Raw genomic sequence first — 25,564 nt, 5'->3', positions numbered from 1 at the left:
CAGACATTCACCGTTTGGGGTTTCCCTTATTTCTCTGCACGGCAACTCTTTGCCATTTGAGGAATACACCACTGTAATAACCAATAAGGAAATAACATGAAATTCGTTAAATTATCTGCCCTGCTGGTCTGTGTCCTGTCTGCGCCAATGACTTCTTTCGCCGCAGCCGAAACCGCTGCTGTGGGTAGCGCAACGGGCACCGCAGCAGGCTCTTCTGCCGCCGCTGCAGGTGTGGCGACCGGCACAGCCGTTGCCGTTGGCGCTGGCGTAGTGGGAGCCGTTGCTATCGCTGCCGTTGCAGCCAGCGACAGTAGCAATGGTAGCGGCAACACCGGCACCACCACGTCTACGCGTTAATCAACGATACCTTCATGGGGCTCCTTTGAGCCCCATTTTCCAGTTTCCCTGAAAAGTCTCTTATGTATAAAAAAATTGGTCTGGCGGGTGCGGTGATACTGATCGGCGCCTGCAGCCAGCATCGCCCCGGGCTCCTCTCCCAAACGATTGTTCAGTCTCTTTCCTCGCAGGATGCCTTCATCGACCGCGCTAAGGTCACCCAGGTGCCGTATGCCTCGATGGCCCTCACCGTTGCCGATGGCCCGCAGGCGTTTATCGTGCTCGCCTGGGATGAGGACAACACGCAAAAGTGGCTGACCGCCGATGCAAAGATGATCGCCACGCGCAGCGGACGCCTCATTAAAACGCTCGGTTTCAGCGATAACCTGCTGAGTCTGGAAAGCAATACGCCCGATCCGCTTGCAGATCCGCTCGCCATTCAGGAAGGCCAGCAATGGCATGCACAGACGCGGTGGCAGGATCACGGATTTCATGCTGCCAATATCACGTCCCGCTTCCACTGGTCGGGCTCTCAGGACTTCACCGTACTTGACGTGACGCGCAGCTACCGTGTGCTGGAAGAAGCCGTGACCGATGAAAAAGACGGGGCGACCTGGCAGCAACGTTACTGGGTCGATCCACAGTCCGGCCGCATCGTGCACAGTAAGCAAATTTTGCATCCTCATGGCCAGACATGGTCCCTTACCCTGCTCAAACCGTATTCCTGATGAAAAAAAATCTCATACTTGCCGTCACGCTCCTCACTGCGGCTCCGCTGAGCTACGGCCAGGGGAAAATCGCGCTTATTTGCCAGCCAGCCTGCGCCGTGAATGACGTAACTGCCCGCGACCTGAGCGAGCTGGTGACCCACCCGGCCCTTCCCAAAAATATCGACTGGAATAGCGTTCGGCTTTCTACGCCTGCAGGCGATGCTGAGCAGCAGCTTCGTCAGCAACAGATTCTGCTGGCACTCACCTCGGCTGCACAGGAATTACGAGAACAGGGTGATACGCGCCAGGCCCAGCGTATCGCGTTGTTAAGCCAGCGTCTTCAGGCGCTGAAAGCCATCGGCGGTTTTCCTTTACAGCTGGACCCTGACCATGTCCGGCTGAAACCTGATAATTCACCCAGACTCGAGGGGGATTATCGCCTGTACCTTCGTACGTTCCCGGCGCAAAACCTGACAATATGGAACGGTAGCCGCGAGAATACGCCGTGGATTGCTGGCCAGCAAACAGCGATCTGGACTGCCGCAGATCAGCAGCAGCCGGGTATCGACCCGGATAATGTCACGGTCATCGCGCCGGACGGCACTGTCGAAACGGTACCGACAGGCTACTGGAACCGCCGCTATCACGAACCGCAGCCCGGCAGCCAAATCTGGCTGAACCTGCAGCTCAACGCTTTATCACCGCAATATCAGACACTGAACCAACGCATCGTTCAGTTGCTTAGCCAACGGACCGTCAGACCATGAAATTCACCCCTCTCAGCTACAGCATCGCGCTGTTATTTAGCGGCATCAGCACGGTTGCCAGCGCAGATTTCGGCACCCCGCTCTATCTTCCCTATGTCTCCCCTTCTCAGTCTGACTTTGGCGGTGTGGGACTACTGCAGACCCCGAGCGCGCGAATGGCCCCGTCAGGCGAATTCAGCCTGAACTATCGGGACAATAACCAGTACCGCTTCTGGGCCCTGTCGCTACAGCTCATGCCATGGCTGGAAACCACGATTCGATACACCGATGTCCGCACCCGCCAGTACGGTGATAAAAATTTCAGCGGCGATCAGACGTACAAAGACAAAGCCATCGACCTTAAAGCCCGCCTGTGGCGTGAGACGCGCTGGACGCCCGATATTTCGCTGGGATTCCGGGACATTGGCGGTACAGGACTTTTTGACAGTGAATATCTGGTCGCCAGCAAAGCCGTCGGACCATTCGATTTCACCGTGGGAACAGGCTGGGGCTATGTCGCCAACGGCGGCAATATCGCCAACCCATTTTGCCGGGCGAGCAACAGCTTTTGTCAGCGCAGCGAGAGCTACAGTGGCCGCGGCGGCTCGGTTGATGCCGATCGCTTTTTCCATGGCCCGGCAGCGCTGTTCGGCGGCGTGGAATACCAGACGCCCTGGCAGCCTCTGCGCATTAAAGCTGAGTATGATGCCAACGACTACCGTAATGACCGGGCCGGGAGGCTGAAGCAAGACGCACCGGTGAATGTCGGCGTGTTGTACCGTCTGAATGACTGGAGTGACCTCTCCGTGGGCTATGAGCGCGGAAATACCCTGACCTTCGGCATCACGCTCAACACCAATTTCGACACGCTGCGCAGCCAGGCCTACAAGCCACCGAAACCTGATTACCGTCCATTGGAGCAACCGGCAAACTTTGACCCTCATGTCGCCGCGACCCAGCTAACCGCCCTGCGTGATAATGCCGGTTTTGCTTCTCCGCGCATCGATCGCGTGGGCGATACTGTGTATATCGCAGGCGAGCAGACCGATTACCGCGACCGGGCCGAAGGCGTGGACCGCGCTAACCGCATCATAATGAACGCCCTGCCTGCGGGAACCCGCCAGATTGTCATCACGGAAGAGCGTGAAAATGTGCCGATGGCCAGCTATCGCAGTGACACCTTATCCCTCTCTGAAGTGATGCGTGGCCTGCCGCCAGGAGCCGCAAGGCCGCAGCAGGTGAATAAGGTCGAGGAGCCAACGCAGCCAGCATCTGCACAGGCGGGCTATGCTCTGGAAAAATCCCCGTGGCAGCTTAACTGGTCGCCGGTACTCAACCAGTCGTTTGGCGGGCCTGAGTCGTTCTATATGTACCAGATCGCCCTGAGCGGCAGCGCCAGCTATCAGATTTCCGATAACTGGAAAGCAGGTGGCGTGGCGTTACTCAACCTTCACAATAACTACGACAAATTCAACTATACGGCGCCCCCGGCGGACAGCCATATTCCGCAGGTCAGAACCCATATTCGTTCTTACGTCAGTACCAGCGATGTCTATCTGAACAATTTACAGCTGACGCATACCCGCGCGCTGGGCAACGGCTGGTATATGCAAAACTACGGCGGTTATCTGGAGATGATGTTCGCGGGCGTCGGCAGCGAAGTGCTCTATCGCCCCCTGAAAAAACAGTGGGCCATCGGTGCCGATCTTAACCAGGTGAAACAACGTGACTGGAACGATCCGATGAAAATGGCGGATTACAGCGTCACGACCGGACATGTGACAGGGTACTGGCAGCCGTGGTTTGCTGATGAGTTTTTGCTGAAGGTGAGCGTGGGGCGTTATCTCGCAGGTGATAAAGGCGGTACGGTGGATATTTCGCGGCGCTTCGCCAGCGGCATTACGGCCGGAGTCTATGCCACTCTCACCAATGTCTCTTCCCAGGATTACGGTGAAGGCAGTTTTACCAAAGGTTTCTACATTTCCATTCCGCTGGATTTGATGAGCACGCGTCCCACCAACACCCGCGCGAAGTTAAACTGGGAACCGCTGACCCGTGATGGCGGACAGCCTTTGCAAAAACGTTATTCACTGTATGACCTCACCGGGGCCAGAGCCCTGGACTAATCCCTCATCATTCAGCCATAAAAAAACCCAGGTCGCATAACGACCTGGGTTTCAAATTTGGCGGAAGCGTAGAGATTCGAACTCTAGAACCCTTTCGGGTCGCCGGTTTTCAAGACCGGTGCCTTCAACCGCTCGGCCACGCTTCCAAAGTGAGGCGCACTATAAACATCTATTAGCACCTTGTAAAGCAGGAATTTTTCTATTTTTGCCTGCAGGCGTTTGACTGCGCAAAAAGTCACCCGCCCCCCGCCCTTCCGTCACTCCCTCCCCCCTTGTACATACCGTTACACAGCAACGCTCATCCTTTTAAATCACTGTGGTATAGAATGCCAAAAAAATAGACGGTCATTTGTTGTGTAATTGTAATAAATCCCGGCAATCCGGGTTTTAATGCATTACCACCATATAACCTTACTGGTTGATGATGAAAATCAAAAATACATTTTGCTTACATATCCTGATGGCCGTTTTAGCCATGTTAGCCCTGAGTTTTCACCCGCTGGTGACAAGCTTTAATCCGCCGCTTAAATTCCAGCCGCTGATCAAATCGATGGCGGGGACGCCAAAAGAACAGGCGGAAAAAATAGCGACTATTTCCCATGCTTTAGAAGGTAATGCTATTTTCTTCCTGGGTGCGTCAGAGGTCGCCACGTCCGAAGATGAACATTACGCGGTCTATAATTATTTTAATAAGCAATTACACCAACCCGTCGTGGCATACGGTGATGCGTTTGTCGATGACGAAACGCAATTTTTACTGCTGTCGCGCTTTAAAAATAGCCTTAACGCAAAAAGTAAAGTGGTTCTGCTTCTGGCACCTGACGGCTTTTATTCAAAAGGTCTGCCGCCCGCTATCTATGCGGATAATTTTCCGGGATCCATTTTTAATCCCCTGATGAAAGATCCGCAGGCGCGCCCGTTACTGGTTAATTACCTGAAGCATATTGATGCAAAAGAGATAAGCCATTTAACCTTCGGGCAAATGCGTGTCTATGGCTGGCATCCGGCGCTGATGTGGGACGAGCTGAGTTTTCAGTTTGCGAATTTCTGCACCCTGATTAAAAACGACTGGCTGTCGCTGCTCAACATTACCCCACAGACGGTGCAACCCTGGCCGCAGCAGCCCACTTCCCATATTGTCCCCGACTGGGATAAAGCGCTGGCGAATGCCCGCGAGTTAAATAAAAAACGCCAGCAGAGCGCGGCCACGTTGTGGATGGACAAAACGATTTACGACGAAGACGGTAAGCCGCAGCAGTGGGATGACACGCCGGTGGTGCCGGGGCAGTTCGCTGCGCTCAGGAAAACCGTCCAGCTTCTAAAAGCACGTCACGTACAGGTAATTGCTATCGTCGACCCGGTTAACCCGTGGGCGCTTTACCATACCGACACCTTCCGCCCGTTTGATAAGCAGATTCAAACCATTCTGCAGGAGAACCAGATCCCGTATTTAGATATGTACGCCATGCCGTATCAGAACGGCTGGAACTGGGATCGTCTGCACCCTACCGAACTGGCCTGGGTGCCAATGCTTCGCTTTATTGCACAGAGTTTTAAATAATGAAAATCGCAATCCGTCTTTTTTTCCTGTATCTCCTGCTGGCAATTACCGTCGTTGCATGGACTGCCGTCGATGACAGCATGAGTATGCAGCTGCATTTTGAATATCAAAAATTCTGAGGCCGAATGATGTACAGCTCAGGAATGTTTTTTGTCTGTTTATTTTCATCCGCGCTGGCGTTTGCGCTGGTTAATCGTCTTTTACGCCATCGTCTGACCTGGTTAACGTCTTTATCCGTGGTGACAGCATTAGGCTGGGGGTATATTTTTCAGGGTGATTACATTATCCCCCTGGCCGTCTTTTGCTGTTTTTATCTCTTCGCTACGCTAAAAGAAAAGGGATGGTTAAAAACCTGGCAGGCGATCGTTTTAACGCTGCTGCCCCTGTTTTTGGTGAAATTACATCTTAATCATCATCTCGGCATGATCGGTCTCTCTTTTATGACCTTCCGCGCTGTGGATGTGCTGCTGTATCGCAGTAAAAAAGAGGGCCAGAATTTCCTGCACTATTTCTGCTATCTCTTTATGCCCTTTATTATTCTGGCCGGCCCGATGTATCGCTGGCGGACATGGATGAGCGATGTAAATAAGCCGGGATTTGTCCTTAACCGTGAACAGTTTTTAACGGCGCTGGAGCAAATTATTACCGGTATTATCCAGAAGTTCCTGTTTGCCATGCTGATCGACTCGCTCGTCGTGCAGCCCTGGAGCCACAAGCCGTTTACCCCGACCGTGGGCGTGGTGATGTCAATTGCCTACAGCGCCTACCTGTACTTTGATTTTGCGGGTTACAGCAATATGGCCATTGGCGCTGGCCGCCTGTTTGGGCTGAACATTCCGGCAAACTTCAACATGCCGCTTCTTGCGAAGAACCCGCAGGATTTCTGGCGCCGCTTCCACATCAGCCTGTCCGAATGGCTGCGCGACGTGGTTTTTATGCCCGTCTATATGAACCTGATGAAGTTCAACTTTTTCCGTCAGAACAAAACGCTGGCGCAAAATATCGGTATTTTTTGCACCCTGTTCTGCATGGGGGCGTGGAATGGCCTGGAGCGCCATTACGTCATCAGCGGCGCGCTGTTTGGCGCGATTTCCGTCACCCATAACATGCTGCTGTGGTCAGCCAAACGCAGCCCGGCGTTACACCGCGGATTGCAGTATCCCGCCGTTGCGTTTTTGGGACGAATTCTGACGCTGGCAAGCGCCGCAGGATCCCTATACATCTTTAGTGGAATGTCACCTCTATGAAAAATCACTCCGATCTTCAGGAACTGCAGGATTTCTTACGGGCGGCACTACGCGATCCCGCCTCCCCGCAGCAGCTGGCCATCAGCGGCAGCGACGAAACCCTAAGCTGGCACCAGCTTTCCTCTGCCGTGACGGACTGGGCACAGCGCTACCAGCGTTGCCAGCCTGTTGCCGGTACGCCGGTCGTCCTGTACGGACACCAGCAGGCCGAATTCGCCGTGGCGATCTATAGCTGCCTGCTGCACAACATTCCGTACATCCCGGTGGACTGCATCTATCCGCAGGAGCGGCTTCGGGAGATCTGCCACCTGGCCAGTGCCCCTTACTATTACGACGTGGCGACGCGGCAGTTCATCGCCACCGGCGAGGCGGGTAAGGTGCTGGCGGAGCAGGATCTGGCCTATATCATGTTTACCTCAGGCAGCACTGGCAAACCGAAAGGCGTGCAAATTGGGCGTGAAAGCGTGTGGCACTTCATGAAGTGGGTCAGCCAGGACTTTTCGCTGCCGCAAAAACCGGTGCTGATGAACCACGCGGTGTTCAGCTTTGACCTCTCCCTGATCCCGCTGCTGGCGAACCTGGCGATGGGAGGACACATCGTGCTGAACGCTAAAGAGGATATTCAGAAAGCGAACTGGCTCGAGCGACTGCAAAGCAACGCGGTCTCCGCCTGGGTTTCCACCCCCTCTTTTGCCTACCAGCAGCTGCTTTCCCCGCAGTTTAACAGCGAGTATTTGCCTGCACTCAACGTCTTTATCTTCATTGGCGAAGTGCTCAATAAAGCGCTGGTGAAGCAGCTGCGCCGCCGTTTCCCGCAGGCCAAAATCATCAACTCCTATGGTCCAACCGAAGCGACCATCGCGACGACCGTGGTTGAGATCACGGATGCCATCCTTAACAGCGACAGCGCGGTGCTGCCGGTGGGCGTGATGATGCCGGAGAGCAGAATGGAAATTTCCTCCGAGGGCGAGCTGATTATCTGGGGTAAAAACGTCATGCGCGGCTATCTCGGCCTGCCGCAGGAGAACGCGGCAAAACTGCTGCGTCGGGAAAATGACGCGTTTCGCGGCTACCGGACCGGCGATCTGGGCTATGAAGATGGGCTTATCTACTGCCAGGGCCGTAACGACAGCCAGGTCAAACTGAATGGCTACCGCATTGAAATCAATGAGATTGAAAACCGTCTGCTGGCTATGTCCGGCATCAACGAAGCGGTGGTGATGCCGCTGATGAAACCCTGCGGCAGCGTGCTGCGCATTGCCGCATTCTGCGTGACGGATCTGGCACCGGATGCGATCAAAACCTCGCTGGCAAAAGTGGTTCCCCACTATATGGTGCCTTCACAAATTATCGTTAAAGACGCTTTGCCGCTGAATCCTAACGGCAAAATTGACCGCAAGCTGCTGGACGCTTACGCCCGCACAAACTAATTATCCCAGGAAAAAATGATGGAAAAAGAGATTCTTGCCCTGTTTGAAAAAGTGTTATCCCGCAAGGTTGGCTTTCACGATGAGCTGATTGAATCGGATATTCTCGACTCCATTCTGGCAGTCGACATGGTGCTCGAAGTGCAGGACGTTTACGGCTGTATGATCCCGCCGACAGACGTCGCGACGGTGCTGAAAACCCCGGCCGATCTGGCCCGCTATATCGAAGAAAACCGCTAACCCTGCAGGCTCTGGAGGTCGGCTCCGGAGCCCGTTTTATATCTATTGTCCAAATTACCTGCAAGCCTCCTGCCGCTGCCCAGCCATAATCCGGATACAAAAAGTCATCTAAAGCACCATACTTGATCGTGCTTAACCTTTTTGTCAGGAATTCAGTATGCCACCACGTACCGCCAGCGACCTTTATTCAGAAATGAAAAATATGTCCGTTGAAGAGCGGATCCGCTTCTTCTCCCTTTCGCTGGCGGAAATGCACCGCGAACTGCAGGAGAGCATCAGCCAGATAGAGTCGATGAAGCAGGCGCTGGAAGAGAGTGAAGAGTACCATCGCCAGCTGGTTGAGACCGCACAGGATGCGGTGATCACCATCGATCATGCCGGGATCGTCGTGAACTGGAACCAGGCGGCAGAACGCATGTTCGGCTGGTCTGCCGAAGAAGCGATAGGCAACAGTCTTGGCAATATGATCGTACCTGAAGAATTCCGTGAGCAGCACGCGCGCGGCCTGAAGCGCTTCAAGGCCGCCCAACCGTCGAATATTCTCAACCGCACTATCGAGATCGCTGCGCTGCATCGCACCAAAGGCGAGTTCCCTATTGAGCTGTCGATATGGCCACACCAGCAAGCGGGTAAGCAAATCTTTTCGGCATTCATCCGCGATATTACCGATCGCAAACAGCGTGAACATATCGCCTGGCTGCACGCCAACTTTGATGCCCTGACGGGGCTACCGAACCGGCGATTATTCGTTAGCCGTCTGGAGCAGGCCATTACGCAGGCTATCGCCAACGACCGGGAAGTGGCGCTGCTGTTTATCGACCTCGACCGGTTTAAACCGGTGAACGATCTCCACGGTCATGCCGTCGGTGATGAGCTGCTGCGGATGGTGGCATTTCGTCTGCAAAGCGTTCTGCGCGAAGGCGACACGGTGGCCCGCCTCGGCGGCGATGAGTTTGTCGCCCTGCTCCCCGATTTAACGACCGACGATCCATTATCCTTACAAACGGCGGAAAAGGTCAGCGCTGCGCTGGCACAGTCATTTTTGATTAACGAGCTGGTGATTGCCATCTCCGGCAGTATCGGCATCGCACGCTTTCCTCATGACGCCACCGATGCCGATACGTTGCTCAATAGCGCTGACAAGGCGATGTATACGCGCAAGCGGTCATCGCCGGGGGAACGCTGATGGGGTTGATGAATGCCTTTAACCGAAATGACACCCGCTGCTTTAACGATTTCACCTACACTTTAGGGGTACTGTCGGTACAGTAAACAGAAAAAAGCCAACTTAATTAAGACATTACTGATTCGCTGCACGCTCAGCCGGCGCTCGTTTTGTCTTTTACAGAGGAGTCTGCGGTATGGCATTCGTAACAACGAAAGACGGCGTCAACATTTACTACAAAGACTGGGGCCCAAAAGAGGCTCAGCCCATCGTTTTCCACCACGGCTGGCCGCTGAGTGCTGATGACTGGGATAACCAGATGCTCTTTTTCCTTGCGGAAGGCTATCGCGTTATCGCAATCGATCGCCGTGGTCATGGGCGTTCGGACCAGGTCAGTGAAGGGCATGATATGGATCATTATGCGGCTGACGCGTCGGCCGTGGTTGAAAGCCTGGACCTGCGCAATGCCGTGCACGTCGGCCATTCTACCGGCGGTGGCCAGGTCGCCCGCTATGTTGCGAAGTATGGCCAGCCGCAGGGGCGCGTCGCCAAAGCGGTGCTCGTCAGCGCCGTGCCGCCTTTGATGGTCAAAACGGATAATAACCCCGGCGGCACGCCCATTGAGGTTTTCGACGGCTTCCGTAAAGCACTGGCGGCTAACCGCGCCCAGTTTTATCTCGACGTCGCCAGCGGTCCGTTCTACGGTTTTAACCGGGCGGGGGCCGAGGTTTCACAGGGCACCATTCAGAACTGGTGGCGTCAGGGAATGATCGGCTGCGCCAAAGCGCACTATGAGGGGATCAAGGCGTTTTCAGAAACCGACCAGACGGAAGATTTGAAAACCATCACGGTGCCCGTTCTGGTGATGCAGGGCGACGACGATCAGGTCGTGCCGTATAAGAACGCCGCCCTTCTGCAGGACAAGCTGCTGGCGAACAGCGTACTGATAATTTATCCGGGCTTCCCGCACGGGATGCATACCACCCATGCGGATACCATCAACGCGGACATTCTGGCCTTTATCCGCTCATAAACGTCGCGTTCAACGCCACCCACGGGTGGCGCTGTTTATTACCTCTTAGCGTTTCTGCGCAACCAGTTGGATCATGTTGAAATAGGCCCCGGCGCCCGCGTCCATGTGCCCAGCATGGCGTCATTGTTGCCAAAGTATTGGTATGCATCCACGCTGACGATCAGGTCAAAGTAGTCATGCGCAAACGGGATCGCTTTCGTGGCATCAACCAGAAGCGGAAAGATTTTCCCGTCCAGACCCCGTTCGCTGAAGCGCGCTGCATTTTCACCCGGCGTAATCCACAGATCGGCGGCAAACACCGTGGCGTCATATTTTTCGGCAAGCAGGATAGAAGAGATCCCTTTCCCGCAGCCGAGATCGAGAATGCGCATCCCGGGAGTAATCTGCAGTTGAGCAACCAGCTCCTCGGTAAGCCGCATGGCGTTTGGTCCCATCATGTTATCGAGCAAAAAAGCGCGGTCATAGCTATCTGTGTAAAGTGTATTCATCACTGCTCCTTAGCGATTATCAAGCTGGGCGCGAACGTTGTTCAGCCCGGTGGTGTTGATGCGGTAAGGCTGCCCGTTCACGGAACGGATCAGCTTTTTAGTGCGGAGTTTTTTGAAGACGTTAAGCGTGCAGTCGCTCAGCACCAGCCCTTCTCGGGTATAGCACTCAACGGACGTGACGCGGCCTGAACTGTCGCGGACGTGCACAATACGTCCACCTTTGGCGAGAACGTGTAAGGTACGTTGTTCCTGACGGGATAAATTCATACTGGAAAACCTGTGTAATCATCATGCGTAAAAACGAGCCCACACCCAAAGGTGCGTGCGTAAGGTTTAAGCGCAGCGATAACCAGTCCGTCCTGAGAAGGGCGGGAAGCTGATTATCTGATGAAAACATTCTCCAGCATCAAAGCCTCGGTAAGAGATGAATAGATATTTACGGGGTGAATGATAACGCCGGGTTTTTACAGGGGAATAGCGGAGTTTTAAAAGTGTGAGGCGGATCGGTCAATCCAAAAGAAAAACCCCAGGTTCACGAGTAACCTGGGGTTTATATCTGGCGGAAGCGCAGAGATTCGAACTCTGGAACCCTTTCGGGTCGCCGGTTTTCAAGACCGGTGCCTTCAACCGCTCGGCCACACTTCCTGAGTGAGGCGAACTATAAACACCTCACCGCGCGCTGTAAAGAGTCGCGCCATTCGTTCGCTGTAAAAATAGTCAAAACGTGTTTAATCGGTTGAACTGACAACATATCGGTGCTTTTATCAGCATAAAATCCAGCCTCTTCGCTTAGTGCTTTTTGATGTACATATCTTTCGTGAAATAGTACCCCAGCTTATCCGGCGTAAATCCCCCCACCCACGGTTTTACCAGGTGCGTACGGACGTAGTGATAAACCGGAATGGCTGGCACATCACGGCCCAACAGGTCTTCCGCCTGCTGGTAGAACTTACCCCGCTCTGCCGGCGTTTTGGCTTTTGCGGCGTTGATCAAGGCCTGGTCGTAGTCCGGGTTGCTGTACTGGCTGGTGTTTTCACTGTCGCCGGTACGGAAGTTGTTCAGGAAGGTCGCCGCGTCGTCGTAGTCGGCAATCCAGGCGTAGCGCACCGCGTCAAAGTTGTGGGTGTGCATGGTATCCAGCATGGTTTTCCACTCCTGATTTTGCAGCTTCGCATCCACGCCGAGGTTCTTCTTCCACATAGAGCTGGCCGCAATCGCGATGCGCTGGTGCGATTCAGAGGTGTTATAGAGGAGGTTGAAGCTCAGCGGATGGCTTTCGTTATACCCGGCCTCGTTCAGCAGCTTTTTCGCCTCAGCGATGCGCTTGTCCAGCGGCCAGCTCGCATAATCCGGGGTCTGCAGCTTCACGCCGCCGATATCCGGCTGGCTAATCAGCCACGCCGGGCGCTGCCCCTGCCCCATCACCTTCTCAGCGATGATGTCTTTATCCAGCGCCATGTTGAGCGCCTTACGCACGCGGGCATCGTTGAACGGCGGCCGGGTGGTATTGAATTCGTAGTAATAGGTCGCCAGCTGCGGAGAGACATCCAGCTCGCTGCCAATGGTTTTCTTGAGCTGGGCAAACTGGTTGATCGGCACCGTATACACAATATCAATTTCGCCCGCTTTGTAACGGTTTACATCCGAGGCCTCTGAAGTGATGGGCAGGTAAGTGACTTTGTTAATCACGGTATGCGCGTTATCCCAGTAGCGCGGGTTGCGCTCCGCCACAATCCGCTCGTTAACCACCCACTGGGACAGCTTATACGCCCCGCTGCTGACGAAATGCTCCGGCTTGGTCCACTTTTCGCCGAAACGGCCAATCAGTACTTTATCCACCGGTACCAGCGACGGGTGCGCCAGCATGGGGAGGAACGCCGCATTGGGCTGGGTGAGCGTCACTTCCAGCGTGGTGTCGTTAATCGCTTTTACGCCCAGCGTGTCGGGGGCTTTTTTCCCCTGAGCGATATCGGCCGCGTTGACGATGTGCATGTTGCCCGGATAGCTGGCGTACGGTGAAACGGTTTTTGGATCAACCAGGCGCTGCCAGCTCCAGACCACATCTTCTGCGGTAATGGCCGTACCGTCGCTCCAGGTGATGCCAGGCCGCAAATGGAACGTCCAGACGGTGTTGTCCTTATTTTCCCATTTTTCCGCCAGCCGGGGCTGGATCTCGCCTGCCGGGGAGACGCTCACCAGTCCTTCGAATAAATCACTGATAATATTGAATTCGACATCGCTTTCGACTTTATGCGGATCGAGCGAGGCCGGTTCACTGCCATTGTTTCTGACCAGTTCCTGTTTTTCGGCCAGCGCGGTTCCTGCTGGCACGTTAGCCGCCCAGGCTGCCGTGCTGGCGCACAGGATCCCGGCGGTCAGTAAAGAGAGCGTAAAGCGCGTGCGTGTTTGTGGTTTCATTTCCTTCGCCTTATTGTCTGTTTTATGACGATCCGGTGATAACTCTTAGCGCCCGCACGGGAATAACGCAATATTTTTCAGTAACCTATAAGAGGTTGATCTGGTTAATGCCAGCAAACCGCTGTTCATACTGGTTAAACATGATTTTGCAGAAGAAACAACCCCCTTTCGCGCTAACGTGCTGAGTAAAGATGGGTAAAACCACTTTGAGACTGGCGTGCCGTTTCCTATTCTTTCCGTTAATTACATCTGTCATAAGAGAGTGACTCATGGATCGTATAATTACTTCCTCACGCGACCGCACATCGCTACTCAGTACCCACAAGGTGCTGCGCAATACCTATTTCATGCTCAGCCTGACGCTGGCGTTTTCGGCGATCACCGCCACCGCCAGCACCGTGCTGATGCTGCCGTCTCCGGGCCTGATCCTGACGCTGGTCGGGATGTATGGTCTGATGTTCCTGACCTACAAAACCGCTGACAAACCGGTCGGTATCCTGTCCGCGTTCGCCTTTACCGGCTTCCTGGGTTACATCCTGGGGCCGATCCTGAACGCGTATTTGTCTGCCGGTATGGGCGACGTGATTGGTATGGCGCTGGGCGGTACCGCGCTGGTGTTCTTCTGCTGCTCGGCCTACGTGCTGACCACGCGTAAGGACATGTCCTTCCTCGGTGGTATGCTGATGGCGGGTATCGTGGTGGTTCTGATTGGTATGGTGGCTAACATCTTCCTGCAGCTGCCTGCCCTGCACCTGGCAATCAGCGCGGTGTTTATCCTGCTGTCATCTGGCGCGATCCTGTATGAAACCAGCAACATCATTCACGGCGGTGAGACAAACTACATCCGCGCGACCGTGAGCCTGTATGTGTCGCTGTACAACATCTTCGTCAGCCTGCTGAGCATCCTGGGCTTCGCCAGCCGGGATTAACCCACAGCGCAGTGAACCTGGCCCCGCTTATGCGGGGCTTTGTTTTTTGGTACACTGCTGCGGTTTTTGACTGACGCGTGAATGACTATGTTGAGTTTTGAAGGCAAAGAGTTTGAGACCGATAACGACGGTTATCTGAAAGAGAGTGGTCAGTGGAGCGAAGCGCTGGCGGCAGTGATTGCTGAGCAGGAAGGCATCGTCCTCTCCCCTGAACACTGGGAAGTGGTGCGTTTCGTGCGCGAATTCTATCTCGAATTCAACACTTCTCCGGCGATCCGCATGCTGGTTAAAGCGATGGCCAATAAGTTCGGCGAAGAGAAAGGCAACAGCCGTTATCTGTATCGCCTGTTCCCGAAGGGCCCGGCAAAACAGGCCACCAAAATTGCCGGCCTGCCTAAACCGGTGAAGTGCATTTAGTAGCGAATACCGAAGTTAACGTATTCCCGGCCGGGTTGATGCGGTTCCGTTAAGACCTTATCAACCCTGGCGCTGCGCGGCCCACCGGCTTTCAGCCACGCCATCAGTTTTTCAACCTGTTCCGCGTCGCCGCAGGCGACCACCTCAACGCTGCCGTCATCCATATTTCGCGCGTATCCCGTGAGCCCAAGCTCAATCGCTTCGCGCTGGGTGCTGTAGCGGAACCCGACGCCCTGAACGACGCCGTGAACCCAGGCAATGGTGCAAACTTTTGACATTTTTCTTCTCCTTAACGTAGCGTTTTCGGTAAACAACCATAGTGTTGCCGGAAACGGGCGGTGAAACGAGAGCTGGAAAGATACCCACATTGTAATGCGATTTCACCGATCGGTAAGCGAGTCGACTGTAACTGTGACAGCGCCACGGCCATTCTCACCTCCTCCACGATCTGACGAAAACTCTGCGACTCTTCACGTAACCGTCTGCGCAGCGTCGGTACGCTTAAGGCCAGACGGCTGGCGACGTCCTGTGCGGTCCAGGCTCTGGAGGGTGACAGCATAATGAACTGCCGCACCTGCTCGGTCAGGTTACTGTTTCTTTCAATAAGCAGCGGGCCTGCCACGCCATCATGCAGCAAGGCCAGCAGAAGACCGAAGGCCTGATGTTTTTGTAGCGCCTCGGGTAAATCCTGACGCACGGCGTGGAGCAGGTTATCCCACATAAACGCCAGCCCTTCGCTTAGCGGAGCACAGAGCGAATGCAACGTCGTGCGCGGCCAGGATTTCAGGTAATGCGCTTTAAACTCGGCAACAATTTCCGGCGATAACATCAGCAAATCTGAGTGAAACAGACCGTTCGCAGGCTGATTGATAATCTCCATCGTCGTATTGGCCGGGATAATGATGAGCTCATCCCGGGTCGCCACCAGGCGCTTGTCATCCTGAACAATCACCTTACTGCCGTGCGTGATATGACAAATGGCCGGAAAAAAGAGTTTAACCTGGTGCAGGCGATGCATTTTGCTGGCGTTCACTTCACCCGCCGTGAGGTGTTTATTTCGAAAATGAAACTCCTGCACCGGTTCATCCTTATCTGCTGTAGGTTACAGTTAACTGGGCTTTTTCCAGAACGTGATTGTTGATCATAAAACCGACCAGCGCACCGCTGGCATTTTTGTCGAGAGGCAGTTTATCCACGTCCAGCGCCCAGACGGTCATCTGATAGCGGTGGGGTTTGTCTCCCGCAGGTGGACATGCGCCGCCGAATCCAGAATAACCGAAATCATTACGCCCCTGCACGGCACCGGCAGGTAATTTCTCGCCATTTGGGTTACCGGCATCAGCGGGCAACGTCGTTGTCTTCGCGGGAATATTGGCTACGGTCCAGTGCCACCAGCCGCTGCCGGTGGGCGCATCGGGGTCATATACCGTGACGGCAAAACTTTTCGTACCGGCGGGCGGGTTTTTCCACGCCAGCTGCGGAGACTGGTTACCGCCGTGGCAGCCGAATCCCTCGAATACCTGCGGCTGCGCTAAACGACGCTCGCCGGAAATATCCTGGCTGGTGATGCTGAAAGGCGTTGCCGCTGAAACCTGAAAACTTATCGCCGCCAGTGCGGCTATTACTATCATACTGCGCTTGTTCATAGGTGCTCCCTTTGCTGAACCGGAGGCCCTACTGTAAAGCCTGCTGCAATGACGTAATGTGCCTAAGCGATTTGATTTTGTGCCGAAACGCTCAACGACATCCGCAGATGATAGCGCCTGGCTGAATGTGCTACTCTACGCGCCATTTCCCTGAAATCGACAGAACAGCAAATTATGAGTGTACGTTTAGTGTTAGCCAAAGGGCGCGAGAAATCCTTACTGCGCCGTCATCCCTGGGTCTTTTCCGGCGCGGTTGCCCGTATGGAAGGCAAAGCCAGCCTCGGTGAAACCATTGATATTGTTGACCATCAGGGTAAATGGTTAGCGCGAGGCGCCTACTCGCCAGCGTCCCAGATCCGCGCGCGCGTCTGGACCTTCGATAAAGATGAATCCATCGACATCGACTTCTTTGTTCGCCGCCTGCAGCAGGCGCAGCAGTGGCGCGACTGGCTGGCAAAACGCGACGGGCTGGACAGCTACCGTCTGATTGCCGGTGAATCCGACGGTCTGCCTGGCGTCACCATTGACCGCTTCGGTCACTTCCTGGTGCTGCAACTTCTGAGCGCAGGGGCGGAGTATCAACGTGCGGCGCTGATTAGCGCGCTGCAAACCCTGTTCCCGGAATGCGCTATTTACGACCGCAGCGATGTGGCGGTGCGCAAAAAAGAGGGCATGGAGCTGACCCAGGGTCCGGTTACCGGCGAGCTGCCGCCTGCCCTTCTGCCGATTGAAGAGCACGGCATGAAGCTGCTGGTGGATATTCAGGGCGGCCATAAAACGGGTTATTACCTTGACCAGCGCGACAGCCGTCTGGCGACCCGCCAGTACGTTGCCGACAAACGCGTCCTGAACTGTTTCTCCTATACCGGTGGCTTCGCCGTTTCGGCACTGATGGGCGGCTGTGCTCAGGTGGTGAGCGTGGATACCTCACAGGAAGCACTGGACGTGGCAAAACAGAACGTCGGGCTAAACAAGCTGGATTTGAGCAAAGCGGAGTTTGTACGCGATGACGTCTTCAAGCTGCTGCGCAAATATCGTGATGGGGGAGAGAAGTTCGACGTCATCGTCATGGATCCACCAAAATTTGTGGAGAACAAAAGCCAGCTAATGGGTGCCTGCCGCGGCTATAAAGATATCAACATGCTGGCGATTCAACTGCTGAACCCGGGCGGGGTGCTGCTGACGTTCTCCTGCTCTGGCCTGATGACCACCGATTTATTCCAAAAAATCATCGCCGATGCCGCAATAGATGCTGGTCGTGATGTACAATTTATAGAGCAGTTCCGTCAGGCAGCCGATCACCCCGTGATTGCTACCTACCCGGAAGGACTGTATCTGAAAGGGTTTGCCTGTCGCGTCATGTAACTTGAAAAGAGAAATATTGCCCACACTTAATGTGTAAGTAGTGTTTCCCGGGAGGTGACTATGATTGCCAGCAAATTCGGTATCGGCCAGCAGGTCCGCCACACTTTGCTTGGATATTTGGGTGTGGTCGTGGATATCGACCCGGAGTATTCCCTTGATGAACCGTCAGCGGACGAGCTGGCGGTCAACGCAGAGCTTCGCGCTGCGCCCTGGTACCATGTGGTAATGGAAGGTGACGACGGACAACCCGTTCATACCTACCTTGCCGAAGCGCAGCTGAGTAGTGAGCTGCAGGAAGAGCATCCGGAGCAACCCACGATGGATGAACTTGCTCAGACTATCCGCAAACAGTTACAGGCTCCGCGCCTGCGGAACTAAGCGTGTAAAAAAAGCCCGATGACGGGCTTTTTTTTATTACTTCGCCAGCCCCAGGCGGGGGATATCTATCGCCGGACAACGATCCATGACGACCTTCAAACCCGCATCCCGCGCCAGCACGGCGGCCTGCTCGTTAATCACACCTAACTGCATCCACAGCGTTTTCGCCCCTACGGCGATAGCGTCCTGCGCCACTTCCCATGCCGCCTCGGAATTACGGAAGACATCAACCATATCAATTTTTTCCGGCACGTCAGCGAGCGTGGCATAACCCTGCTGACCCAGCAGCGTTTTCCCTGCCACTTTTGGCGACACCGGGATAACGTGATAGCCCTGATCGAGAAGGTATTTCATCACCCGATAGCTTGGACGGTCGGGTTTATCGCTCGCGCCCACCAGCGCAATGGTACGCGTGGATGTCAGAATCTCGGCAATATCGTTCTCTTTCATGGTTTTTCTCCTGGCTTTTTTAAAAGTGTACGCCAAAGCGCACATCTCAACCATCCATCCCATACAGATGCATGAGGGCAAAACGGCGAAATATGTCTATATGTTAGTAAACGTGATTATCGAAAAATTTAGATACATTAATGCGGCGACAGGATTTCTGACGGGAGCCTTCTATGAAAACCGGTATTGCCACTGCTCTGATTGCGTTAGTGATGCCGGTTTGCGTTTTTGCCACCACGCTTCGGCTCTCTGGCGACATTGATCTTCTGGTACTGGACGGAAAAAAGGTCTCCAGCTCATTATTGCGCGGGGCAGACAGCATCGAATTAGATAACGGGCCGCATCAGCTGGTGTTCCGGGTAGAAAAATCGATCGGGATGGCTAACCATGAGCAACGGATGTACCTCTCCCCGCCGCTGATTGTCAGCTTTAATACCCGACAAGTCAGCCAGGTGAACATTACCCTGCCTCGTCTTGAAACGGAAAAAGACGCTTCGGCCTTTGACGCATCGCCGCGCATAGAGCTACTGGACGGGGACGCGATGCCGATTCCGGTCAAGCTTGATATTCTGGCCTTGACCTCCTCCCCGAAAAGCCCGGACTACGAGGCTGCAGCCCAAACCTACAACAAAGCGGGTAAACGCGCTTCCCTGCCGCAGTTTGCCACCAGGATGGCGGACGACAGTACGCTGTTATCCGGCGTCTCTGAACTGGACGTTATTCCTCCCCAGTCCCAGAGCCTGACGGAACAGCGCCTTAAATTCTGGTTCCAGCAGGCCGATCCCGACACGCGGGCCCGGTTTTTACAGTGGGCAAAACAACAACCTTCATCATAAGCCACATTTTTTACGCCTTACTCTTGCAGCGTCTGACGGTTCCCGTCATCGTGTAGTCAGTTAACCTGATGGATATGATTATGGAACTGACAACACGCACGCTGCCTGAACGTAAACACATTGCGCTGGTGGCGCACGATCACTGTAAACAAATGCTGCTTAACTGGGTTCGCCGCCATCAGTCGTTGCTGGAAAAGCACGCCCTCTCGGCGACCGGCACCACCGGTAACCTGATCCAGCGCGAAACGGGTCTGGAGGTAAATGCGATGCTGAGCGGCCCGATGGGCGGCGATCAGCAGGTCGGCGCGCAGATTTCCGAAGGAAAGATTGATGTGCTGATCTTCTTCTGGGATCCGCTGAATGCGGTTCCGCACGATCCGGATGTCAAAGCGCTGCTGCGTCTGGCGACGGTGTGGAATATTCCGGTGGCGACAAACCTGTCGACGGCGGATTTCATCATTGAATCACCGCAGTTTAACGCACCGGTTGAGATCCTTATTCCGGACTATCAGCGTTATCTCTCCGAAAGATTGAAGTAGCTTTTTTGCCGGGTGGCGGTTACGCCTTACCCGGCCTGGAAAATCTTGCCTGACATCGTTATGGTTTACGTGCTACCGGCACATCAATACTCTTCAGAATATCGACAAACACGGATGGCTCCTCTTTATTGAACAGCAGCCACACGCGATGCCGCGCGCGGGTGATGGCCACATACAGCAAACGGCGCTCTTCGGCATCCGGGAAGTCTTCCGGCACCGGCAGCAGAGCCTGCTCCATCACCGACTCTCTGGCCGGGGCCGGGAAACCATCGCTGCCCTCTTTCAGCCCCACCACAATCACATAATCGGCCTGCTGCCCTTTACTGGCGTGAATCGTCATAAATTCCAGCTGCAGTTTCGGCCAGCGGGTGGCGGCTTTATCCAGCGCCGCAGGTTTGAGGTGATGGTAGCGCGCCAGCACCAGAATACGTTCATCGGGCTTCGCATACCCGCTGAGCTTGTCCAGCAGCGGTTCAAGCTGGTCATCCGCCAGCAGGGTGACCGCTTTTTTATCCCCTGCCCGCAGGCTGTTAAGCGGCTTTGCCAGCTGGTGCGGATTCTGCTGGATAAAGCGGTTGGCGATCTCACCAATTCGTGAATTGAAGCGGTAGGTGGTGTCCAGATCGCTGCGATCGCCTTCGCCAAAATAGTGGTGGAATGCGGTCGTCAGAGAGAGCTGCGCGCCGCTGAAGCGGTAGATGGCCTGCCAGTCATCCCCCACGGCAAACAGCGAGGTATGTTTGTTCTGCGCCCGCAGCGCCGAGAGCAGTGCCGCCCGCTGGGGTGAGATATCCTGGAACTCATCCACCAGAATATGCTTCCACGGGCTGACAAAACGCCCTTTCTCAAGAATGATGATGGCCTGATGGATAAGACCGGAGAAATCAACGGCATTTTCCTCTTTCAGCGCGGTTTTCCAGGCTTTCAGCAGCGGAGCCATCAGCTTGACCCGTTTCGAAAACAGATCGCGGACGTCCTCCGGCGCGCTTTCAATCATTTCTGCCTGTGATCCACCGTGCATCCGCATCAGGCTGACCCAGCGGTCAAGGCGCGAGCCCAGCCGACGCGCCAGCTTCTCATCCTGCCAGAAGCTGCCCTCCGGCACGTCCCAGTTGAGCTCTTCCTCCAGCCACTGACGCCACCCTTTCGCCTGCGCTTTTTTCTCACTGCACTGCTGGCGCCACGTCTTGATAAACAGCGCCTGACGCGCCTGCGTGTCGTTTTCCAGCTTACTGATGGCAGGCACTTTTTTACTGCCCTGCTGAATAATATGCAGCGCAAGGGCATGGAAGGTTCTGGCCGTGATGTCCCGGGTGTGCAGACGTTCCTGGATGCGTTCATCCATCTCCTGGGCAGCCTTACGGCCAAAGGCCAGAAGCAGAATCTGATCGGCTACCGCCTCACCGGTCGTCAGCAGCCAGCCCGCGCGGGCCACCAGCACCGACGTTTTACCGCTCCCGGCCCCGGCAAGCACCAGCAGCGACTGCTCGCCGTTAACCACCGCGCGCGCCTGAGCAGGGTTAAGCGGTGACGATTCCACCGTACTGAAAAAGTCGGCGTATTGGGTGAGCATGGCGTCCGTCCAGGCCTGATTATGGGCAAGGCGGCTTTTATCCACATCGTTCAGCCAGGCCTGGCACTGACGCCAGGCATCGCGACAATTATCGAACTCATCGAGACGCGTAACGGATAACGGCAGCGCCGAAAGCGCCTGCCTGATCTTTTGCTGCAACCCGGCGGTCTGCTGGCGCGTCAGCCACGTTTGTTGCGCGTTGCTTTGCGCGATATCGTCCAGCACCTGCTGCAGTACCTGAGCGGCAATCACGCTCATATCCTGGCTCCACTGCTGCCAGAGCGCGTTAAGGTGGTGATGAAAACGCTGGGTTTCCGCCCATTCGGTGCCGTGAAGACGCACGACTTTGTCGTCTGGCAGAACGAACTCCAGCTCGCCCCACACCAGCCCGCGCTTGCAGTGGATAGCCAGAAGCTGATTAAACGGAATAAGGTATTCGTGGCGTTCTCCGGAGACTTTCACCCCGGCATTGAGCAGAACAACTCTGTCATAAGGGTGTTGCGCCAGGCGTTTGCCTAAAGAAGTTGCTTTCAGTTCCATGTCCCGCCAAATCCACGAAGAGATAATTTACCTGACAGTTTAACTGCCAGTTTTAAGGTGCTCCAGCCTAAAAAAACGTTACAATCATTGGGCGTTAATTTTATCGAAAGGAAGTGAGGGTTTATGCGTACCGTTCTGAATGTGTTGAATTTTGTGCTGGGCGGTTTTGCCACCACCCTCTCCTGGCTTTTTGCCACGCTGGTGAGCATCGTCCTGATTTTCACACTCCCCCTGACCCGCTCCTGCTGGGAGATCACGAAACTCTCGTTCATCCCGTACGGTAACGAAGCTATTCACGTTGATGAACTGAACCCGGAGAGCAAGAACGCCCTGATGAACACGGGTGGAACCCTGCTGAACATTTTGTGGCTGATTTTCTTCGGCTGGTGGCTGTGTATCATGCATATTTTTGCCGGGATTGCGCAGTGCATCACGATTATTGGTATTCCGGTGGGGATCGCGAACTTTAAGATCGCCGCTATTGCCCTCTGGCCCGTCGGGCGCAGGGTTGTTCCGGTCGAAGTGGCCCAGGCGGCGCGTGAAGCGAATGCGCGTCGTCGTTTTCAGTAAATAAGGACTGGCCGCGTTTATGCTAAGCCCACTGCTTCGCCGTTATACCTGGAACAGCTCCTGGCTCTACAACGTCAGGATTTTTATCGCGCTTTGCGGCACGGTTGCCCTGCCGTGGTGGCTGAATGATGTCAAGCTGACAATTCCGCTCACGCTGGGCGTGGTTGCCGGTGCCCTTGCGGATCTGGACGACCGCCTGGCCGGACGTTTACGTAACCTGGTCATTACGCTCGTCTGTTTTTTTATCGCCTCCGCGTCCGTTGAGCTGCTCTTCCCCTGGCCCTGGCTGTTTGCGCTGGGCCTGACGCTCTCCACCAGTGGGTTTATTTTGCTGGGCGGCCTGGGTCAGCGCTATGCCACTATCGCCTTTGGGGCCCTGCTGATCGCCATCTATACCATGCTGGGCGTATCACTATACGACCAGTGGTATCAGCAGCCTGTGCTGCTGCTGTTGGGCGCCATCTGGTATAACCTGCTGACGTTAACCGGGCATCTGATCTTCCCGGTTCGTCCTCTGCAGGATAACCTTGCCCGCAGCTATGAGCAGCTAGCCCATTATCTGGAACTGAAGTCCCGGCTGTTCGACCCGGATATCGAGGAAGAAAGCCAGGCGCCGCTTTACGATCTGGCGCTGGCAAACGGCCAGCTTGTCGCGACCCTTAACCAGACGAAAGCCTCGCTGCTTACCCGTTTGCGCGGCGATCGCGGCCAGCGCGGCACGCGAAGAACCCTGCACTACTATTTTGCCGCCCAGGACATTCATGAGCGCGCCAGCTCCTCGCACGTTCAGTACACCGCCCTGCGTGAGAAATTTCGCTACAGCGACGTGATGTTCCGCTTCCAGCGCCTGCTGTCCATGCAGTCCCAGGCGTGCCAGCAGCTGGCGCGATCCATTCTGCTGCGCACGCCCTATCAGCACGATCCGCGCTTTGAACGCGTATTCAGCCATCTTGATGCAGCGCTTGACCGCGTTCAGGCCAGCGGAACGTCGCCGGAACACATTAAGGCGCTGGGTTTTCTGCTCAATAACCTGCGGGCGATAGACGCTCAGCTGGCGACGATTGAGTCCGAGCAGGCGATGGCGCTACCGGGGAATGAAGTGGAGAACCAGCTTGCTGATGACAGTGTGCACAGCGTGAGCGATATGTGGCTCCGGTTGAGCCGCAACTTTACGCCGGAGTCGGCGCTGTTTCGCCATGCGGTGCGGATGTCCCTGGTGTTGTGCGTTGGGTACGCTTTTATCCAGATAACCGGTTTGCATCACGGCTACTGGATACTGCTGACCAGCCTGTTTGTCTGTCAGCCGAACTACAACGCCACCCGACACCGCCTTGCGCTGCGTATTATCGGTACGCTGGTCGGCGTCGCGATCGGCCTGCCGGTGCTCTATTTCGTGCCCTCCGTTGAAGGACAGCTGATCCTGATCGTGATCACCGGCGTGTTGTTCTTCGCGTTTCGCAACGTGCAGTACGCCCATGCCACGATGTTCATCACGCTGCTGGTTCTGCTCTGCTTTAACCTGCTGGGTGAAGGGTTTGAAGTCGCCCTGCCACGCGTGCTTGATACGCTGATAGGCTGTGCTATCGCCTGGGCTGCGGTCAGCTTTATCTGGCCAGACTGGCGTTTCCGCAATCTGCCGCGGGTGTTAGACAGGGCCATGAACGCCAACTGCCGATACCTGGATGCCATCCTTGAGCAGTATCATCAGGGCCGCGATAACCGTCTGGCTTACCGGATAGCCCGCCGGGATGCGCACAACAGCGATGCGGAGCTGGCTTCGGTGGTCTCTAACATGTCAACGGAGCCTCGCGCCACGGCAGAGATTCGTGAGACGGCTTTCCGACTGCTCTGCCTGAACCATACTTTCACCAGCTATATCTCCACGCTGGGTGCCCATCGTGAGAAACTAACCAACCCGGGCATCCTCAACCTGCTGGATGACGCGGTCTGTTATGTCGATGATGCACTGCACCACCGGCCCGCCGATGAACCTCGCGTGAGGCAGTCACTGGATGAGCTGACTCAACGTATTGCGCATCTTGAGCCCGGAAACGACAGCAAAGCGCCGCTGGTTCTACAGCAGATTGGCCTGCTTATCGCTCTGCTGCCAGAAATTTGCCGACTGCAACAGCAAATCGCTACCTGGAGGAGTGATTCTCCTGTGGCTCAGGCAGCGCATTAAACCACTCCGTCAACTCCCGGCGAATACCTGCCGGGAGTGCGGCCTCATGCAGTCCCTCAATGGCGCCTTCCAGTGCGAAGAGCACTTTAATACTGAGTGCATTATTTTTTGCCCGCATCTTCAGCCAGCTCTCCCTGGCGCCTAGCGCCCGCAGCGTCTCTTCATTAGTAATACCCGCTTCGAAGAGCAATACTTCCAGCTGAAAAGTCAGGTTTGGCAGATCTTTAAGACGGTTTCGCTGATGCCGCTGATAACGCTCTTTCCTTGCCGCATTGAGCGCGAATGAGGAGAGTTTTAGCAGACGCTCCCTGTCCTGCCACAGCCCGTCATCCACGCGATAGTAGTTGAGAAGCACCGGACGCCCCCGCTTCATCAGGGTCAAAAAAGAGGCTGCATTTTTGACACAGTATTTCGCGCTTTCTTCACAGGCACGGAGGTAGAGCTCTCCATCTGACACCATGGCAAAAACTGCATCATCCACTGCCAGGGTATAGCCGCCGAATAGCGCGCGATGGTGGATTTCACCCAGCGGCGAGAGGTATTCCTGGGATTTATAAATCCGTTCATAAGATATCTTTTTCATGATATTTCCCTTCAAAATCATAAAGTAACAACGAAATTTCTTACTAGCGGATCCGTTAG

General features: G+C 55.0%; 27 protein-coding genes and 2 tRNA genes. 18 read left to right on the top strand and 11 right to left on the bottom strand.

What is annotated here, in order from left to right; translation table 11 throughout:
- Positions 1–96: 96 nt before the first annotated feature.
- From ACWKXT_RS00940 to ACWKXT_RS00925, 4 genes are all read left to right on the top strand, one after another.
- A complete protein-coding gene (locus ACWKXT_RS00940; protein ID WP_217479870.1) occupies positions 97–357 on the top strand; it encodes a hypothetical protein in 261 nt (86 codons plus the stop codon).
- 62 nt (positions 358–419) lie between these two features.
- On the top strand, positions 420–1,064 hold the full coding sequence (locus ACWKXT_RS00935) for a YjbF family lipoprotein (protein ID WP_454531449.1): 645 nt from the start codon (positions 420–422) through the stop codon (positions 1,062–1,064).
- Positions 1,064–1,813 carry a capsule biosynthesis GfcC family protein gene (locus ACWKXT_RS00930; protein WP_454531448.1) on the top strand — a complete coding sequence of 250 codons (750 nt, stop codon included), beginning with the start codon at positions 1,064–1,066 and terminating at the stop codon, positions 1,811–1,813. Before ACWKXT_RS00935 ends, ACWKXT_RS00930 begins: the two co-directional genes overlap by 1 nt.
- The gene (locus ACWKXT_RS00925) at positions 1,810–3,918 is read left to right on the top strand and encodes a YjbH domain-containing protein (RefSeq protein ID WP_454531447.1); all 2,109 of its coding nucleotides are present in this window, start codon (positions 1,810–1,812) and stop codon (positions 3,916–3,918) included. The genes ACWKXT_RS00930 and ACWKXT_RS00925 overlap by 4 nt, the downstream gene beginning before the upstream one ends.
- Before the next feature lie 58 nt (positions 3,919–3,976).
- On the opposite strand, the gene ACWKXT_RS00920 is transcribed toward ACWKXT_RS00925, so the two are convergent.
- Positions 3,977–4,064 (bottom strand) — tRNA-Ser (locus ACWKXT_RS00920).
- Positions 4,065–4,342: 278 nt separating this feature from the next.
- On the opposite strand from ACWKXT_RS00920, the gene ACWKXT_RS00915 reads away from it, so the two are divergent.
- The 6 genes from ACWKXT_RS00915 (at position 4,343) to ACWKXT_RS00890 (ending at position 10,591) form a co-directional block, all read left to right on the top strand.
- Complete coding sequence (locus ACWKXT_RS00915) at positions 4,343–5,479, top strand: D-alanyl-lipoteichoic acid biosynthesis protein DltD (RefSeq protein WP_454531446.1); 1,137 nt, start codon at positions 4,343–4,345, stop codon at positions 5,477–5,479.
- Positions 5,480–5,607: 128 nt separating this feature from the next.
- A complete protein-coding gene (locus tag ACWKXT_RS00910; RefSeq protein ID WP_454531887.1) occupies positions 5,608–6,726 on the top strand; it encodes an MBOAT family O-acyltransferase in 1,119 nt (372 codons plus the stop codon).
- Complete coding sequence (locus tag ACWKXT_RS00905) at positions 6,723–8,156, top strand: AMP-binding protein (protein WP_454531445.1); 1,434 nt, start codon at positions 6,723–6,725, stop codon at positions 8,154–8,156. Before ACWKXT_RS00910 ends, ACWKXT_RS00905 begins: the two co-directional genes overlap by 4 nt.
- A gap of 18 nt (positions 8,157–8,174) precedes the next feature.
- A complete protein-coding gene (locus tag ACWKXT_RS00900; RefSeq protein WP_325834577.1) occupies positions 8,175–8,393 on the top strand; it encodes an acyl carrier protein in 219 nt (72 codons plus the stop codon).
- Between the two features lie 157 nt (positions 8,394–8,550).
- On the top strand, positions 8,551–9,579 hold the full coding sequence (locus ACWKXT_RS00895) for a diguanylate cyclase domain-containing protein (RefSeq protein WP_454531444.1): 1,029 nt from the start codon (positions 8,551–8,553) through the stop codon (positions 9,577–9,579).
- Positions 9,580–9,754: 175 nt separating this feature from the next.
- A complete protein-coding gene (locus tag ACWKXT_RS00890; protein WP_454531443.1) occupies positions 9,755–10,591 on the top strand; it encodes an alpha/beta fold hydrolase in 837 nt (278 codons plus the stop codon).
- Between the two features lie 71 nt (positions 10,592–10,662).
- Here the strand turns inward: ACWKXT_RS00890 and ACWKXT_RS00885 are convergent, their stop codons facing one another.
- From ACWKXT_RS00885 to ACWKXT_RS00870, 4 genes are all read right to left on the bottom strand, one after another.
- Positions 10,663–11,079: an SAM-dependent methyltransferase gene (locus ACWKXT_RS00885; protein ID WP_454531442.1), complete on the bottom strand. Its 417-nt coding sequence runs from the start codon at positions 11,077–11,079 to the stop codon at positions 10,663–10,665.
- Positions 11,080–11,088: 9 nt separating this feature from the next.
- Positions 11,089–11,346 carry a YjhX family toxin gene (locus ACWKXT_RS00880; RefSeq protein WP_032674491.1) on the bottom strand — a complete coding sequence of 86 codons (258 nt, stop codon included), beginning with the start codon at positions 11,344–11,346 and terminating at the stop codon, positions 11,089–11,091.
- A gap of 290 nt (positions 11,347–11,636) precedes the next feature.
- Positions 11,637–11,724 (bottom strand) — tRNA-Ser (locus tag ACWKXT_RS00875).
- A gap of 144 nt (positions 11,725–11,868) precedes the next feature.
- A complete protein-coding gene (locus ACWKXT_RS00870) occupies positions 11,869–13,497 on the bottom strand; it encodes an ABC transporter substrate-binding protein (protein WP_454531441.1) in 1,629 nt (542 codons plus the stop codon).
- Positions 13,498–13,766: 269 nt separating this feature from the next.
- On the opposite strand from ACWKXT_RS00870, the gene yccA reads away from it, so the two are divergent.
- Positions 13,767–14,426, top strand: a complete 660-nt coding sequence (gene yccA / locus ACWKXT_RS00865) for an FtsH protease modulator YccA (RefSeq protein ID WP_013097244.1) — start codon at positions 13,767–13,769, stop codon at positions 14,424–14,426.
- 87 nt (positions 14,427–14,513) lie between these two features.
- Entirely contained in the window at positions 14,514–14,843 is a 330-nt protein-coding gene (gene tusE / locus ACWKXT_RS00860) for a sulfurtransferase TusE (RefSeq protein WP_454527376.1), read from the top strand.
- Here tusE and yccX read toward each other — a convergent pair.
- The 3 genes from yccX to ACWKXT_RS00845 are packed head-to-tail and all read right to left on the bottom strand — an operon-like array spanning position 14,840 to position 16,489.
- Positions 14,840–15,121: an acylphosphatase gene (gene yccX / locus ACWKXT_RS00855; protein WP_218728834.1), complete on the bottom strand. Its 282-nt coding sequence runs from the start codon at positions 15,119–15,121 to the stop codon at positions 14,840–14,842. The genes tusE and yccX overlap by 4 nt on opposite strands.
- A gap of 11 nt (positions 15,122–15,132) precedes the next feature.
- A complete protein-coding gene (locus ACWKXT_RS00850) occupies positions 15,133–15,921 on the bottom strand; it encodes a helix-turn-helix transcriptional regulator (RefSeq protein ID WP_454531440.1) in 789 nt (262 codons plus the stop codon).
- Positions 15,922–15,931: 10 nt separating this feature from the next.
- Complete coding sequence (locus tag ACWKXT_RS00845) at positions 15,932–16,489, bottom strand: kinase inhibitor (protein ID WP_454531439.1); 558 nt, start codon at positions 16,487–16,489, stop codon at positions 15,932–15,934.
- 174 nt (positions 16,490–16,663) lie between these two features.
- Here ACWKXT_RS00845 and rlmI point away from each other — a divergent pair, with 174 nt between their 5' ends.
- Complete coding sequence (rlmI, locus tag ACWKXT_RS00840) at positions 16,664–17,854, top strand: 23S rRNA (cytosine(1962)-C(5))-methyltransferase RlmI (RefSeq protein WP_454531438.1); 1,191 nt, start codon at positions 16,664–16,666, stop codon at positions 17,852–17,854.
- A 60-nt stretch (positions 17,855–17,914) separates the two neighbouring features.
- Positions 17,915–18,232: a heat shock protein HspQ gene (gene hspQ / locus ACWKXT_RS00835; protein WP_008499919.1), complete on the top strand. Its 318-nt coding sequence runs from the start codon at positions 17,915–17,917 to the stop codon at positions 18,230–18,232.
- A gap of 36 nt (positions 18,233–18,268) precedes the next feature.
- Here the strand turns inward: hspQ and ACWKXT_RS00830 are convergent, their stop codons facing one another.
- Entirely contained in the window at positions 18,269–18,682 is a 414-nt protein-coding gene (locus tag ACWKXT_RS00830) for a CoA-binding protein (protein WP_028012609.1), read from the bottom strand.
- A gap of 173 nt (positions 18,683–18,855) precedes the next feature.
- On the opposite strand from ACWKXT_RS00830, the gene csgI reads away from it, so the two are divergent.
- Together csgI and mgsA are read left to right on the top strand one after the other, a co-directional pair.
- Positions 18,856–19,518, top strand: coding sequence for a curli synthesis inhibitor (csgI, locus tag ACWKXT_RS00825; RefSeq protein ID WP_454531437.1), 663 nt, complete (start codon positions 18,856–18,858; stop codon positions 19,516–19,518).
- 80 nt (positions 19,519–19,598) lie between these two features.
- The gene (gene mgsA, locus ACWKXT_RS00820; RefSeq protein ID WP_454527324.1) at positions 19,599–20,057 is read left to right on the top strand and encodes a methylglyoxal synthase; all 459 of its coding nucleotides are present in this window, start codon (positions 19,599–19,601) and stop codon (positions 20,055–20,057) included.
- A 58-nt stretch (positions 20,058–20,115) separates the two neighbouring features.
- Here the strand turns inward: mgsA and helD are convergent, their stop codons facing one another.
- Positions 20,116–22,170, bottom strand: coding sequence for a DNA helicase IV (gene helD, locus ACWKXT_RS00815; RefSeq protein ID WP_454531436.1), 2,055 nt, complete (start codon positions 22,168–22,170; stop codon positions 20,116–20,118).
- A 123-nt stretch (positions 22,171–22,293) separates the two neighbouring features.
- Between helD and ACWKXT_RS00810 the strand changes: the two genes are divergently transcribed.
- Together ACWKXT_RS00810 and yccS are read left to right on the top strand one after the other, a co-directional pair.
- Positions 22,294–22,740: a YccF domain-containing protein gene (locus ACWKXT_RS00810; RefSeq protein ID WP_023335159.1), complete on the top strand. Its 447-nt coding sequence runs from the start codon at positions 22,294–22,296 to the stop codon at positions 22,738–22,740.
- Between the two features lie 19 nt (positions 22,741–22,759).
- Entirely contained in the window at positions 22,760–24,922 is a 2,163-nt protein-coding gene (gene yccS, locus ACWKXT_RS00805) for a YccS family putative transporter (RefSeq protein ID WP_454527326.1), read from the top strand.
- Here the strand turns inward: yccS and ACWKXT_RS00800 are convergent.
- Positions 24,879–25,505 carry a TfoX/Sxy family DNA transformation protein gene (locus tag ACWKXT_RS00800; protein ID WP_119914940.1) on the bottom strand — a complete coding sequence of 209 codons (627 nt, stop codon included), beginning with the start codon at positions 25,503–25,505 and terminating at the stop codon, positions 24,879–24,881. The two genes, yccS and ACWKXT_RS00800, sit on opposite strands and share 44 nt — an antisense overlap.
- Between the last annotated feature and the right edge of the window lie 59 nt (positions 25,506–25,564).

Source organism: Enterobacter sp. UPMP701 (assembly GCF_053709515.1).
This window is presented reverse-complemented; position numbering and strand designations above follow the sequence as displayed.

Coding starts and splice junctions, on each gene's coding strand:
- ACWKXT_RS00940 (WP_217479870.1), top strand. CDS start 97: ATGAAATTCGTTAAATTATCTGCCCTGCTGGTCTGTGTCCTGTCTGCG.
- ACWKXT_RS00935 (WP_454531449.1), top strand. CDS start 420: ATGTATAAAAAAATTGGTCTGGCGGGTGCGGTGATACTGATCGGCGCC.
- ACWKXT_RS00930 (WP_454531448.1), top strand. CDS start 1,064: ATGAAAAAAAATCTCATACTTGCCGTCACGCTCCTCACTGCGGCTCCG.
- ACWKXT_RS00925 (WP_454531447.1), top strand. CDS start 1,810: ATGAAATTCACCCCTCTCAGCTACAGCATCGCGCTGTTATTTAGCGGC.
- ACWKXT_RS00915 (WP_454531446.1), top strand. CDS start 4,343: ATGAAAATCAAAAATACATTTTGCTTACATATCCTGATGGCCGTTTTA.
- ACWKXT_RS00910 (WP_454531887.1), top strand. CDS start 5,608: ATGTACAGCTCAGGAATGTTTTTTGTCTGTTTATTTTCATCCGCGCTG.
- ACWKXT_RS00905 (WP_454531445.1), top strand. CDS start 6,723: ATGAAAAATCACTCCGATCTTCAGGAACTGCAGGATTTCTTACGGGCG.
- ACWKXT_RS00900 (WP_325834577.1), top strand. CDS start 8,175: ATGGAAAAAGAGATTCTTGCCCTGTTTGAAAAAGTGTTATCCCGCAAG.
- ACWKXT_RS00895 (WP_454531444.1), top strand. CDS start 8,551: ATGCCACCACGTACCGCCAGCGACCTTTATTCAGAAATGAAAAATATG.
- ACWKXT_RS00890 (WP_454531443.1), top strand. CDS start 9,755: ATGGCATTCGTAACAACGAAAGACGGCGTCAACATTTACTACAAAGAC.
- ACWKXT_RS00885 (WP_454531442.1), bottom strand. CDS start 11,079: ATGAATACACTTTACACAGATAGCTATGACCGCGCTTTTTTGCTCGAT.
- ACWKXT_RS00880 (WP_032674491.1), bottom strand. CDS start 11,346: ATGAATTTATCCCGTCAGGAACAACGTACCTTACACGTTCTCGCCAAA.
- ACWKXT_RS00870 (WP_454531441.1), bottom strand. CDS start 13,497: ATGAAACCACAAACACGCACGCGCTTTACGCTCTCTTTACTGACCGCC.
- yccA (WP_013097244.1), top strand. CDS start 13,767: ATGGATCGTATAATTACTTCCTCACGCGACCGCACATCGCTACTCAGT.
- tusE (WP_454527376.1), top strand. CDS start 14,514: ATGTTGAGTTTTGAAGGCAAAGAGTTTGAGACCGATAACGACGGTTAT.
- yccX (WP_218728834.1), bottom strand. CDS start 15,121: ATGTCAAAAGTTTGCACCATTGCCTGGGTTCACGGCGTCGTTCAGGGC.
- ACWKXT_RS00845 (WP_454531439.1), bottom strand. CDS start 16,489: ATGAACAAGCGCAGTATGATAGTAATAGCCGCACTGGCGGCGATAAGT.
- rlmI (WP_454531438.1), top strand. CDS start 16,664: ATGAGTGTACGTTTAGTGTTAGCCAAAGGGCGCGAGAAATCCTTACTG.
- hspQ (WP_008499919.1), top strand. CDS start 17,915: ATGATTGCCAGCAAATTCGGTATCGGCCAGCAGGTCCGCCACACTTTG.
- ACWKXT_RS00830 (WP_028012609.1), bottom strand. CDS start 18,682: ATGAAAGAGAACGATATTGCCGAGATTCTGACATCCACGCGTACCATT.
- csgI (WP_454531437.1), top strand. CDS start 18,856: ATGAAAACCGGTATTGCCACTGCTCTGATTGCGTTAGTGATGCCGGTT.
- mgsA (WP_454527324.1), top strand. CDS start 19,599: ATGGAACTGACAACACGCACGCTGCCTGAACGTAAACACATTGCGCTG.
- helD (WP_454531436.1), bottom strand. CDS start 22,170: ATGGAACTGAAAGCAACTTCTTTAGGCAAACGCCTGGCGCAACACCCT.
- ACWKXT_RS00810 (WP_023335159.1), top strand. CDS start 22,294: ATGCGTACCGTTCTGAATGTGTTGAATTTTGTGCTGGGCGGTTTTGCC.
- yccS (WP_454527326.1), top strand. CDS start 22,760: ATGCTAAGCCCACTGCTTCGCCGTTATACCTGGAACAGCTCCTGGCTC.
- ACWKXT_RS00800 (WP_119914940.1), bottom strand. CDS start 25,505: ATGAAAAAGATATCTTATGAACGGATTTATAAATCCCAGGAATACCTC.